This window comes from Collinsella sp. OM04-5, assembly GCF_003439125.1.
In the GTDB taxonomy this organism is placed as follows: Bacteria; Actinomycetota; Coriobacteriia; order Coriobacteriales; family Coriobacteriaceae; genus Collinsella.
Window position 1 is genome coordinate 194,909 of the sequence record NZ_QSUU01000001.1, and the last position, 13,190, is coordinate 208,098.

The following is a 13,190-nucleotide window of genomic DNA, read 5'->3' on the forward strand; positions in this document are numbered from 1 at the left end:
GGGGGGGGGGGGGGGGGGTACGATATCTTGGTTTTTCAAAATATTTAACCCTCTATGGACGAATTGCATAGGGGGTTAGTCACAGATATTGGATAAAACAGACCAATTTGGGGATAAATGACCACTTACGCCAAAATAAGTAGCATTTAACGACAAAACATTGAAAAATGTGTAGCACATCGCTATGTTTTTATTAGGAAAAGATTCCAAATTGGCTTATTTCGAACTCACTTTTCAAGCGCCTTGCGGTTCCTGTTGAAACTTGCTGACCTTTGGATGGGTCGAATAGGGCCTCAAGGGGGATGAATTATCACTTTGGCTGCGCGTAGACTCAAACGATTTATTGCACTTTTGAGTAGCTTGGCGTTCGCGCTTGTCATAGCCCTTGCCGTTGTTTCTTTTGTGCCTCGCGCATTTGGATACACGCCCTTTGCTGTTCTTTCTGGCTCTATGGAACCCGAGCTTCCCGTTGGCTCCATGGTGTTTGTTCGCCAAGTTGAGCCAGCGGATATTGCCGTGGGCGACAATGCAACCTTTTACCGATCGGACGGTGCCGTGGTGACGCATCAGGTGTACGAGATCGACCCTGTGGCGCAGACGATTAGCACGCAGGGAATCGCAAACAAAAATGCAGATGGAACCATCATGCACGACGCCGAGCAGACGCCTTTTTCACGCGTGATCGGTGTCGTTTCTTTTTGTGTCCCTTACCTGGGCTTCGTTAACGCATATTGCACGACGATGCCCGGTTTGCTTGTTGTGGTGGCCGTTCTGGCGCTGCTGGTCGCGGCGTCGATTGTGCTCGATCGGGTGGTTCCCGACGAGCCTGCGGGCAAGCATGCCCGCGCGCATGCGAGGGAGCGGCGTTCATAGCGGCAGGGAAAAGCGTCGGCGGCGGTAGGGGCCGTTGCCGGGGAAAACGATTCTCGAAAGGAAGAGAACGATGGAAAACAAGAAGAAAAAGCGCTACGGCATCATTGCCGCCCTGTTGCTGCTGGTATTGGCTGCCGGCGTGGGAACGTATGCATGGCTGACGGCGCAGTCGAGCCTGCCCAACAACTTCACTACTGCGGGCATTAACAAGCCCACTACCGATCCCGATCATCCGAGTCAGCCGCTTCCGGATGATAACACTAAGGTCAACGGCAACCTGACCGAGACTAACTGGGTTGCGAACTCCAAGCTCGCCCCTGGCGTGTCTGTTCCTAAGAATCCTAATGTCGGTATTGGCAAGGGATCCGAAAACGCTTATGTGTACGTTTTCGTGAAGAACGAGACGGCGTCTGCTGGGACTCCTAATTCCAGGAAGACTTACTTCACCATTAACTCTGGCTGGAAGGCCGTTGAAGCGACCACCGTTGAGGGAGAGCCGACTCATTATCTCGGTGGCCTTTTCGTTTATGTTGGCGATGGGACCGAGGCAACTCCGCTTATTGCCAGCAAGACCGAGGACAAGTGGACCGGTGAGCTGTTCAGCAATGTGACTACGCCCAAGGAGACCGAGCAAAAGGATTTCGCCAAGGATGCCAAGATGACGGTCAACTGCTTCGTTTACGCTGCAGACAGCACCACTGAGGGCTCGGCTGCGTCTGCTGAGGTTGCTGCCAAGGATTGGGCTAAGGGCCTGTAGTAATCCAACCCCCTCCACTGAGATCCCGGCCCGCTCCCACCCCTATACTCGGGTCGGGATCTCGGTCCCCCTTTTTATCGACGACTGGCGAACGTAATGCTCAATAATCTTTCCGACAATCAGAAACGCACCTTGGCGCTTGCCGCGATGGCGCTGTTGGCCCTGGCGTGCCTGTGCGGCACGCTGGCTTTTACCGTTGATATGGTTCCGGCGAACAACGTTCTATCGTTTGGCAGCGTGAAGGTACGAGTCTGCGAATACACCCTCAACGAGCAGGGCGAGGAGATTCCGTTTGAGCCCAACGAGCACGGGGACTATCCCGACACCAAAGCCGGGGGTTCTGACATCAGCCGCATTGTGCGCGTGGAGAACGTCGGCTCGCAGCCTGAGTACGTTCGCGCGCGCCTGCGCATGAAGTCAGTGGCACCCGACGGCTCGTGCGCGGATGCCTCGGGCAACGTTGCGTTTCATGTGGACGCGGGCGAGGGGTCCCCGTGGATCGATGGCGGCGATGGGTGGTACTACTACCGCGGATTGGATGGGCGTGGCGGCGTGCTCGACCCCGGCGCCATGACGGAAAGCCTCATGGACTCGCTGCGCTTTGTGGGCGACTACCACGATGCCGCGCGCGGCGGCTCATTCAGGCTCGATATCGATGTTCAGGCCGTGCAGGCCAAAAACCAGCAGGCAAGCGATACCGTCCTCGACGTGCTTGACGTCGCGGGCTGGCCGGAGGCGAACTAGCCTATGAAGATCAAGAACATGAACCGGGGCGTGCTTAGCAGGCTAGTTGCCGTCGCGGCGATTGCCCTTTGCTGCGTTATGGCGCTGCCAACGGTGGTGCATGCCGAGGACGTGCCCGAGAACACAAACGAATACCACATCAAAAACGCGAACGACTTTTTGGTGTACGTGGCGCTTTCGCGTGAGCGCGATACGTCCGGCTGGCGCGTTTATCTCGATAACGATATCGTGCTTAATGATGACGACATGAAGACCATTGTCTCGCACACCGTTAAGCATCTGTCGTTTGGCAACAAGGAGCATCCGTTTAAGGGCGTGTTCGATGGTCAAAACCACACCGTTGAGGGCCTGAGCTACGATAAAGACGCTTTTGACCCCGAGCGCGATACGGGATTTTTTGCCGAGACCAACGGTGCCACCATCAAAAACTTCCTGGTCAAGGACGCCAACGTGTGGGCGGACTTCCGCGGTGGCATTATCGTGGGCAAGGCCGTCAAAACGCGCTTCGAAAACGTTATGGTCATGGAGAGCACGCTGCACGTGACCTGCGCCAACAATGCTCTCAACCTCATTACCAACGCAGGCTTTGAGGGCGGTCTCATCGCCGGCGAGCTCGACGGCTGCACCCTCTACAACTGCGAGGTCCGTGGCGGCCGTGCCGTCAACAATACGACCTCGGGCGTGCAGGCGCTCGGCGGTGAGGGTCTGTATATGGCGGCGTTTGCCGGCTATGTTACAAATTCGACGATTGAGTACTGCCGCGTTACACCTACGCGCAAGAAGGACGGCTCGATTGCCGCGAATGGCATGACCGACGTCACCAATAAGTACGACGTGGCTGTTGGCGCTCTGGGCGGCAACAACGTGTATGCCTCGGGTTTTGTGGGCTGCATGGCGGGTAACGCCAAGATTATCGACTGCTTCTCGACGGCGCAGTGCTACAGCTATGCCGCGTCGTACGTGGGCGTTGTCTCCGTGACGCGCGCATGGACGGGTGGCCTGGCGGGTCGTATTCTGACGGCCGAGGGCAACGAGCTCGTTCGCAGCCATTTTGCGGGTGACTTGAGCTCGCGTCAGTACAATCCCATCGCCGTGATCCCCATCATTCAAAACGATGTGAACCTGGGCGGTATTGCTGCGCGCGCCAACAAGGGTGACGCCACGGTTACCGAATGCTACTTTAAGCCGAGCGTGAGCCTTTCTGGCAACAGCCAGGGCAACCCTGCTAAAAAGAAAATCCCCTCGTTTGGCGGCGATGGCACCACCAAGGGTGATGGCTATGGTCCATGGGATGACGAGCGCTACACCACGCGCGAGCTGTGGGAAGAGCACGACTACGACTTCTGTGCCGGCACCATGCGCTCGACTGCTAACGACGGGACCCTGGATGGCCCGCACCCCAATGAGTGGGCGATGGATTACAAGCTGAATATTCCTGTGCATGGCCAGAGCGTTAAGGCGACGATCGATTTTCCCGGTGCGGGTACCGCGACAATTACGGCAACCAAACTCGGTATTGATCAAGCGACCTCGGATCCGTACGCCTTTGCCGTGAGCGCCGTGCTGGCGGGAACGGCCCAGGGCTTGGCCCAGGGCGATACATCGGTGACGTTTAGGCAGGATACCTCCGCAAAGCCCAAGGGCTTGACCGATGCCAACGGCGGTTATCGCTTCATGGGCTGGTTCCGCGAGTCCGGAGTCAATGTGAACCGTATCGATGCCGATAACGCCTGGTTTAACGGCAAGACCGATGCCGATGCCGTTAAGGCTGGCAAGCAGGTCCAGAAGAACGAAGCGCACGAGATAACGTCGACCTATACCGCCGATAACGCGAAGGGGGCCGAGGCCTTTAAGGGCAACGACCTGTTTATTGCTTCGTACGAGGCGCAGGTACTGTTCTATAACGTCAAGGGCGAGACGCTCGCGTGGCAGAGCGGCGAGGAGCACGACAAGTCGACGGACTGGTACCGCTATGGCGTCGGTTTAACGCCGGCTGCCCCTGCGGACCGCGGCACTCTTTCCGCCAGCGCCACCTTTATCGGTTGGACGACGCAGCCGAGTGGCGAGGCCGGGATGCATGGCGGTTACGCGGCCATCACCTCGCCTAAGCTTGCCGAGCTAAAAAACGCCGGTGCGTTCTATCCTGCCGGCACCGAGATCACTGTGCTTGGTCCTACCGATTTTTATCCGGTGTACACCGACTATGTGTCGAACATCATGACGGTGTTTGAGGGCAATGAGCAGGATGCAACCGACGATCAGACTCGGCGCGACGGTGTGGGCAAAACTGACGTTAAGGTTGAGACTGCCGAGGATGGCACAAGCGCGTATACCGTACGGGTGCTCGACGTATCCGGTAAAGCTATATCCGAGGAGGGCCAGCTGCCCGACGGCTATCGTTTCCTGGGTTGGTATGAAAACAAGGGAACCGAGGATGCCCCGCTCGAGGTGCGCGTAAGCCGCGACCCCAGCTATACGCTCCCCGCCGATGTCGATTTAACCGCGCCGCATACCTACATCGCCCGCTTTGAGTACCGAGTGGATTATTACGTTCGGGCTTATACCAACCATGAGTTTACGGACAGCAAGCTACTTTGTTCCGTTTGGAATCGCTATCAAACGCCCTTTGAGGAAAACGTCGGTAGTACCTTCGTGCGTGAAAACGTCGTCCACTGGGGCCCGGAGCATGTTGACCACGGTATAAAGGATAGTTATGAAACGTGTGGCACGCGCTTCACGAAGGAAACCCTTGTCGTGAGTCCCCTTAACGCGTACTCGCACAACGTTAAAAACGATACGGGAGCCGATACTCTAAAAAACCTCTATGCCGATACCGATTTTCCAGGCGCTGCAACGCTAAGCGATACTTGGACTTCGGCTTCGCTGAACGTAACGGTCAAACCGGTGAATGATCGCTATCGCCTGAATTTCTGGACGCTTGAGCGCGATGGTGAATATTGGACATATGTGAAAAATCCCATCGAGAGCATGGTGCGTACAGATAAGAAGTACTACGTTCGCGCGATGATTACCACGGACGTTAATTTCTACAACAAGGGCGATAATGTCGTGAGGACTGCCACGCGGCGCTATGAGAGTAACTTGCTGCAGACCAAGGTGAACGGGGCGGATCCGACGTTCACGTATTACTACCCGCATGTTAATAAGTCGGTTAAAGTGGCCGAAAAGCCAGAAGATGGTGAGAAGGGATCGTATGAGAGCCCCCTGACCCTCGAAGCTTCCCCGACCGATGCCGACATGGCCGTGCCGGGCTATAAGTTCCTGGGCTGGATTTCGACCGCCGAGGTTCAGAAGGATTCTGACGTCTGGAAGTATATCTACGACGTCGCCGGCGACTCCTATGTGACGAGTGATCCGGATAAGGCAGAGCCGTATCTGGCGACCGACGAGTCCAAGGTCACCCAGTGGCAGGATGCCTATCCCGTCTACGCAAAGTACGACGTCAGCTACACCACCAACCTGCATCGCGCAGGTTTTGAGGGTACGGACAAGGTCAATGTGCCTAGCTACAACATCGCTCCCGTTATCAACGCGGACACCAATCCTGCTACGGCAACGGTGACCCCTGACGTTACGACGCCGGTTTATAAAGCAGGCGGTGAGCTGTATAAGTTGCAGAAGGTTGAGATCGAGCTTCCGAACGGCGAGATCAAGACGCTTCCCTACGATGTGGAGCATGGTACTTGCTCTTATCCGGTGGAACCTGGCGGAGCCTATACATTCGTGGCGTACTATTCGCCGTTGGCGGTTGTGTACCATCTCAATGCCAGGGATGTGGACGGTAAGGTAGCCCAGCAGGGCGATTCTCTCGGCAGCCTTAAGGACGGCATCCCGCTGCCAACGTATAACGTCGGCGATATCGATGCTGCAACAAACGCATACAATGCCTTCGTGGGCTGGACGGAAACTAAGCCGGTAGCTGGCAACGGTTATGTCGTTTGGTCGGACGACGTTTCCATGGTGAATAAAAGCACCGTGGTCAAGGCCCCCATGGAGTTGTATCCGGTCTACCGCGCCAGCGCGGTGCGTGTTCAATCGAATATCGATGCCAATCTGGATGACCCCGGTTCTGTGCGTTATCTTTCGCGGACCGACTCTGGTGATCAAATTTCGCTGGAGGTAAAAGCTGCAACTGAGGTTGTCGGCAAGGATGGCACCAAGTACGACTTTGTCTGCTGGTCGCGTGACTATGAATCCGATAACAAGTACACCCTGATGACCGGTGACGACAAGTATCCCCTCGAGGGCAATGAGCCCTTTAAGAGCGCGATGTACACTGCGGTGTACAAGATTGCGCCGCATAAGGTGCGCTATCACGGTGTCGACGGGTCGGTTCTCTTTACGGCGACGGTCGACTCGGGCGACGAGCGTGCGCAGGACGGCAAGTCCGGCTTCGTCTATACGGTTGATGTTCCCAAAATGGATGAGAACGGCCGCCCCGTCTATGACAACAGCGGGAATCCCATGATGGAGCAAAAGTCCGTGGCATACGACCCGGACGCCCATTCCAAGATCGTCGCGCTGCTCGATGAGCGTGCGGCCGCCAATGGCGATATGCGTGAGCTCTTCTTGGAGTGGCGATATGTGGGCGCCGATGGTGATACGAAGCCTTGGGATGTGTTTAAGGACGAGCCAATTAAGGGCGACATGGACCTGTATCCCGTTACATATCGCGTGGTTGCCAAAGATACGTCTGATCCCGCGAAGTCCGAAACCATGACCGCCCAGCTTAAGTGGCTGCTCGATCCCGCCGCCGCCAACACCGTCGATGACAGTGCCGACAAGGCGCCGTTTAAGGTCTGCTTTGCCAAGCCGTTTATGGGAACGCGGCTGACCGTTACGGTAATGCGGGCAAGCTACGGGCCTGGTACAGAGGGTGTTTCTGTGGCGGAAGAGCCCGTAAACGGCAAGTTTGTCTCGCTCTACAGCCTTGGTTCGGGTGACGGCTCGTTCGACCTGGCCAACCGTCTGGAGTCCAAGAAGACGGGCGAGGGCGATCAGGGCCCCGGCAAAGCCGTGTTCAACTTTGCCCAGACTCATGCGCTGACGATCGTTAAAAAGACGACCGATGCCAGCGCTATGGGGCAAACGTTCCGCTTTAAGGTAACGCGAAAGATGTCGCAGGATTCTCCTGCCGAGACGCGCATGGTCGAGGTGAAAGTTAGCGAGCAGCGCGACGAAAACGGTGAAACTTGCTATGTCGGCAGCGTGCAGTTCGCCGCTCCGGCTGGCATCTATACCGTCGAGGAAGATACGGCTTGGGCATGGCGCTACCAGGGTGAGCTGAGCACGCCGGGCAAGGCGCCCGGTAAAACTGCCGAGCTGACGATTTCGTCTGCATCGAGCGCGAACGATGCCACGTTCACCTGCACGAACACGCGTGTGAACGACAAATGGATCGACGGCAGCGATCGTGCCCATAACGTTTGGAGCAACGGCAACGTAGCAAAGAAGGAGGATTAGCATGTCCAAGCGCAAGCGCATCATCGCCTTGCTGGTGGGGGTTATCCTCCTGGCCGGTACGGCAGGCACGTTGGCCTGGCTTTCGGTTACGGGCGTGCTGGTCAACCAGTTCGGCATCGGATCGGTGACGCCATCGGTTCAGGAAACGCTCAACGGCAAAGTGAAAAGCGATGTCAAGGCGAAGAACACGGGTACTGCGCCCGCCTATATTCGTGCTGCAGTGGATATCTACTGGCAGGACCAGGATGGCGCACGCCTGTGGGATGAGCCAGTTGCCGGCACCGACTACGTCATTGACTGGGGCAGTGTGTCCAAGGCATCTGCTTCCAACACCGCCTCGTCTTGGGTTGTCGCGTCCGACGGGTACTACTACTGGACGTCTCCCGTTGCTCCGATGGGCAAAACCGATGTGCTCATCAAGAGCGTGACTGAGCAGAAGGCAGATGGGAAGAACCTGGTCGTTGACATTTCGACCCAAGCAATTCAATCCACGCCCGACGATGCAGTTGCAGAGGCATGGGGCTGTACAGTCAAGGATGGCGTGCTGGTGCCGCCGCATGGAGGTGCGTAGGTATGGCTTCTCCGATTCGTAAAGACGTTGTGTGTTCCTTGCGCTGCGTGATGGCGGCAATCGTCTGCCTTATCGCGCTTGCCGTTCCTGCACGTGCGTTTGCTGACGTTCCCACGATTGCCTATGACGGAAATGCACGCCAGCTAACGGTATCGGGAGCGACGGACTCCTCGGGGGAGCCCGATCTGTTTCCAGCCTTTAAAGATCTAATGCCCGGCGATGTACGCGAGCAACAGATTGGGGTTCGTACCACGGGTGTAAAGTCCCAGGTACGTGTGTTTGTGCGGGCTGTTGTCGATCACGAGACGGCACATCTGCTATCGCCCATCACCTTAACGGCGACTGTGGGCGATGCCTCTGCAGGTTGGCTCCAGACAGGAACACCGGGCAGCGTGTTCGCCTATCCCACGCAAATCGCCACGTTTACGAGCGATGACAGCACGGTGCTTAATCTGCAGCTAAGCGTTCCGACGTCGGTGGGCAACGAGCTTGCCGACGCAAACAAGACCATTCGCTGGGAGATTACCGCCGAGGACGATGGCGAGAAGATTCCCGTGCAGTCTGCTGACAGCAAGAAGCCCGGCTTGCTTGGTCTGGCGGCAACGGGCGACAACACGCTCACGTTGCTTTTAGTTTTGCTAACTCTTGCCAGCATCGCTTTTATAGCCGCGCTACTTTTGTCCCGGAGGGATAAGTACTAGGTCCATCTTCTAAACGCAACGCCCTCCCGGGCGGCTGGCACGAAGTTCCCTGCTCTACAGTCCTGCGCAAGACGAAGGCCACATTAAGTGGCCTTCTTTGCGTGCGGAACTCGCGATGAACTTCGAGCCCGCCGCTCGGGAGGGTGTCTCTTTATTGATAGAAGGCCTAATAAGCTGATGATTTTATGCCTGGATGTATTCGGAGTGGGACGGGCTTTCCGGATGGGCGGTGTTTCGGAAAGTGTGTCCCAGAATCGGCGCTCAGAGTGGTCCCCACTTTCCGGTTGATGTCTTGTCCGGAAACTATGTCCCGGAATTAAGGCTTGGAATGGGATGCACTTTCCGGTTGAGAGCCTTAGCGGAAAGTGCGACCCGGAATTTACTCTTGAAGTGGGATGCGCTTTCCCAACAGGCCCTCAAGCGGAAACTGCGTCCCATTCCGAAGGCAGATTCCGGGACACACTTTCCGAATACAAAGAAGGCCACTTAATGTGGCCTTCGTCTTGCGCAGGACTGTCCGAGCAGGGAACCTTATATGCCTCCGCCCGGACAGACGTTTCAGTTATGAACTCGCAGCTAGCCGCTATTTGATCTTGGTCGTACCCGGTGCCAAGTTAGGGTCGGTTTCGTTGGCCTCGGTCTGGAAGTGCTCGGTGTAGACGTTCTTGCCGTCGCGGAACATTTCGTAATACTGCATCTTGGCGTAATCCTCGCGCGCCTTGGTGGCAGCAGCGGCGACGGCGTCATCACCGGTGACGTTGGAGGAGAGCGCCCAGCGCAGGCTGGCGTCCTCGTAGCCGACGGAGTTGATGGCGGGCAGCGACTCGCGCAATGTCATATGCGCCTTCTGGTAGTCGGTCAGCGGTGCGCCGATCAGCTGCATCAGCTGGGTGGACAGATAGTTGGTGGACAGGTCGTCGACCTCACTCGTCTGGTCGCAACCGGCAACGTCGTAGTTAGCCCAGATGATGTAGTCGGTCTGCCACAAGCGTTCCTGGTGGGTGGCGTCGTCCTCGCCGGTAAACCACTTATCGTTGAACTTGGACGGGAAGAACGGCTGATGGTCGCCCCAGAACACCACGACCACCTTACGGTCGAGCTTGCTCAGGGCGTTGAGGAAGTAGCGCAGCGCCTGATCGGACTGCTCGATGCACGAGACATACTCGTCGACATCGGACAGCGTGCCATCCTCGACGGTCTTGGCATCCAGGTCGGTCGTGTCGATGTTCAGGTGCATCTGCTTGTCGACCGGCAGCAGGCCCGTGTCGTAGCCCGAGTGGTTCTGCATGGTCACGTCGAAGATGAACTGCGGGTCGGCGTTCTGGTCGAGCAGCTCAAGAATCTTGTCGTATGTCGCCTGGTCGGTCACCATGCCGCGCAGGGTGTCGGCACCCTGGAAGTCGTTGATGGACAGGAACTGGTCAAAGCCAAAGTCCTTGTAGACGTTCTCGCGGTTCCAGTTGGTCGCGTGGTTGGGGTGCATGGCCGTGGTGGAATATCCGAGCGACTTGAACTGCTCTGCCAGGTTCCCGGTCGTTTCCATGTTGTAGATGGTGTAGGGGTACACGCCCGAGCCCAGGTTGGCCATGGAGTTGCCGGTCATAAACTCAAACTCGGTATTGGCGGTACCGCCGCCGTAGGCGCTCACGTAGAGCTTGCCACGGCTGAGGCAGTTGGACAGGCTCTTAAAGTACTGCGGGCCCTCGTAGCCGGCGCGCATGTTCTGGTAGATTGACAGATCCGAGAAGGTCTCGTTCATGATGGCGATGACCGTGGGCTTCTCGCTGTCGAACTGCTCCTTTGCGGCGGCGCGCTCGTCGCTCTTGGCCGCGTCGGACTTGTCGTAGGCCTTGGCGTACTTTTTGAGCGTGGCCTTGGCATCGTCGACGGAGTAGTCGGCGGGTTTGGGCGGCTTGATGGACTGCGCTGCGCTAATGAAAGCGGGCAGGTAGCCCTCGCGCCAGTAGCTCTCGAGCGGGCGCCAGGTGTAGACGGTGATGCCGAGGGTGTTGTAGTAGTCGATGAGCGTGACATGCGCGGTTACGCCGCCCAGGCACAGCACTGCCACGAGCAGGTTGGTGAGCAGCATGCGCTTGGCGTTGGCGGCACCCTTCTGACGGTGCGGTGCCACCAGGCCGGCGTACTCGCACAGCAGCATGGCGATGGCGGTAAAGCCCATGGACAGCACGCAGAACAGCGAGATCGAGAAGGTGTAGCCGTTGCCGGCGACCGCGGCGGCGGTGGAGATGGCCGAAAGGTCGCCCGGCTGGATGGGCATGGATTTAAACGTGATGACGAAGAACTCGGCAATGCCCAGGACAAAGAGGGCAAAGGCCAAGACGGCGGGAGCTGCGCCGTGGCGCTGGAATAGGAAGAACAAGCCGGTCATGAGCACGGTGATGATGGCCCACTCGAGCAGGATGCACAGGGGGTAGACCCAGGTAAAGTCGTGGTTGGACGAGACCTCCATGCCCAGCAGCGCAAAGACGCCGGCGAGCAGCAGGCACAGGACGGCGGCGACGAGCGGTTTGCCCACAAAGGCGCCGCGCAGGCGGGCGAGCTTGCCAGTGGGGGCGGGAGCGTCGGCCGAGGCGAACGCAAAGACGCGCGGTGCGATGCGGTCGCGGGCGATGCTGGCCCAAGCGCATCCGGTGAGAATGGCGTTGGTCAGGATGAGCATCACAAAGGCGAGCGGCTCGTTTTGAGCGACGAGGCCAATGGCGCCCCAAATGGTCAAAAAGAGCTGGAACAGGCCGAAGGCGACGCTCCACCCAAGAGCGCTTTTGGCAACGGTGCCCGACTTTGCGCAAATGGCCTTGGCCTCGCGCAAGACAAGGTAGACGGTCGCCGCAAGACCGACGAGCGAGATGGCGGCAGCGAACATGCTGAGACTCCTCACAAACTAAAACCTACGAAAGCGGGGATTTACCCGATTGTTACCAAGATATGCGCAGCAATTGGTGGCTGCGCACAACAACCAGCCATATTAACGCGCGCGTGTGGCGGTGTGGCGCAATGTAGTGGCGACCTGCGCGATAATGGACGGGAATTACACGGAAACGTAATGGCTTCTTAAAGAAATGGCAGGGATGGGGCAATGGGCGAGCAGGTTTGTGCGGCGGCTTTGGATACGAACGGCTATTCGGTCGAGACCACGGGCAACGCGGTATTGGACACGCTGGAACACCGTTCTTCCACGCGTGCCTTTGCGCGCGATGACGACGGCCGTCCCGTGGCGGTGACCGACGAGCAGCGGGCGGCGATTCTGCATGCGGCGAGTCGCGCGCCATCGGCAGGCGCCATGATGATGTACTCCATCGTGAGCATTCGCGAGCAGGCTACGCTCGATCGCTTGGCCGATCTGTGCGACCACCAGCCGATGATCGCCAAGGCGCCCTGGGCATTAATATTTGTAGTCGACTATGCCAAGTGGATCGATCTGTTTGAGCATGTGGGTTGCTTTGAGCCCGAGTTTGTAGAGCGCACGGGCAAGTCGCCCCGTCGTGCTCCGGGCCTGGGCGACTTTGCCATCGCGGCGCAGGATGCCGTGATCGCTGCTCAAAACGCCGTGGTTGCCGCCGAGGCCCTGGGGCTGGGGAGCTGCTATATCGGAGATATCGTCGAGAACGCCGAGGAGGTTGCCGCACTGCTGGATTTGCCTGCCCATACCATGCCGCTGTCGATGCTCATCATCGGCACACCCCGCAAGGAGCGCCCGGCAATCGCGCATCCCGTGGTGAACCTGGTGCACGAGGAGCACTACCGCCGCGCCGACGCCGCGACGATGGACACGCAGGTGGCCGAGATGGACGCGATGTTTCGCCCGCATGCCCGCGAGGTGGGTGAGCGCGTCGTCGACATCTACACCCGTAAGCACACGAGTCCCTTTATGGCCGAGATGAGCCGCTCCATGGAGTGGTGGTTCAAAAACTGGCTCGGAAAATGACGAATGTGACAAAGGGGGGGGGGGGTCCCTTTGTCACATTCCATATCGCCGCGGTGGCCTAAAGGCCGCATAAATGTTTATCTAGCTGGGAAAACGGTGCCATTAAAATATGGG

Annotated in this window: 8 protein-coding genes; 7 read left to right on the plus strand and 1 reads right to left on the minus strand. The window is 57.8% G+C overall.

Annotated elements, in window-relative coordinates:
- Window positions 1-351: 351 nt before the first annotated feature.
- From DXB53_RS00840 to DXB53_RS00865, 6 genes are all read left to right on the plus strand, one after another.
- On the plus strand, window positions 352-873 hold the full coding sequence (locus DXB53_RS00840; RefSeq protein ID WP_255413352.1) for a signal peptidase I: 522 nt from the start codon (window positions 352-354) through the stop codon (window positions 871-873).
- A 70-nt stretch (window positions 874-943) separates the two neighbouring features.
- On the plus strand, window positions 944-1,630 hold the full coding sequence (locus DXB53_RS00845) for a SipW-dependent-type signal peptide-containing protein (protein WP_117582955.1): 687 nt from the start codon (window positions 944-946) through the stop codon (window positions 1,628-1,630).
- Window positions 1,631-1,726: 96 nt separating this feature from the next.
- Window positions 1,727-2,374, plus strand: a complete 648-nt coding sequence (locus tag DXB53_RS00850; RefSeq protein ID WP_117582956.1) for a hypothetical protein — start codon at window positions 1,727-1,729, stop codon at window positions 2,372-2,374.
- A gap of 3 nt (window positions 2,375-2,377) precedes the next feature.
- Window positions 2,378-7,858 carry a hypothetical protein gene (locus DXB53_RS00855; protein ID WP_117582957.1) on the plus strand — a complete coding sequence of 1,827 codons (5,481 nt, stop codon included), beginning with the start codon at window positions 2,378-2,380 and terminating at the stop codon, window positions 7,856-7,858.
- A 1-nt stretch (window position 7,859) separates the two neighbouring features.
- Complete coding sequence (locus DXB53_RS00860; protein WP_117582958.1) at window positions 7,860-8,429, plus strand: hypothetical protein; 570 nt, start codon at window positions 7,860-7,862, stop codon at window positions 8,427-8,429.
- Window positions 8,430-8,431: 2 nt separating this feature from the next.
- On the plus strand, window positions 8,432-9,130 hold the full coding sequence (locus DXB53_RS00865; RefSeq protein WP_117582959.1) for a hypothetical protein: 699 nt from the start codon (window positions 8,432-8,434) through the stop codon (window positions 9,128-9,130).
- A gap of 583 nt (window positions 9,131-9,713) precedes the next feature.
- Here DXB53_RS00865 and DXB53_RS00870 read toward each other — a convergent pair.
- On the minus strand, window positions 9,714-12,014 hold the full coding sequence (locus DXB53_RS00870; RefSeq protein ID WP_117582960.1) for an LTA synthase family protein: 2,301 nt from the start codon (window positions 12,012-12,014) through the stop codon (window positions 9,714-9,716).
- Window positions 12,015-12,227: 213 nt separating this feature from the next.
- Here DXB53_RS00870 and DXB53_RS00875 point away from each other — a divergent pair, with 213 nt between their 5' ends.
- On the plus strand, window positions 12,228-13,076 hold the full coding sequence (locus tag DXB53_RS00875) for a nitroreductase family protein (RefSeq protein WP_117582961.1): 849 nt from the start codon (window positions 12,228-12,230) through the stop codon (window positions 13,074-13,076).
- Window positions 13,077-13,190: the final 114 nt, after the last annotated feature.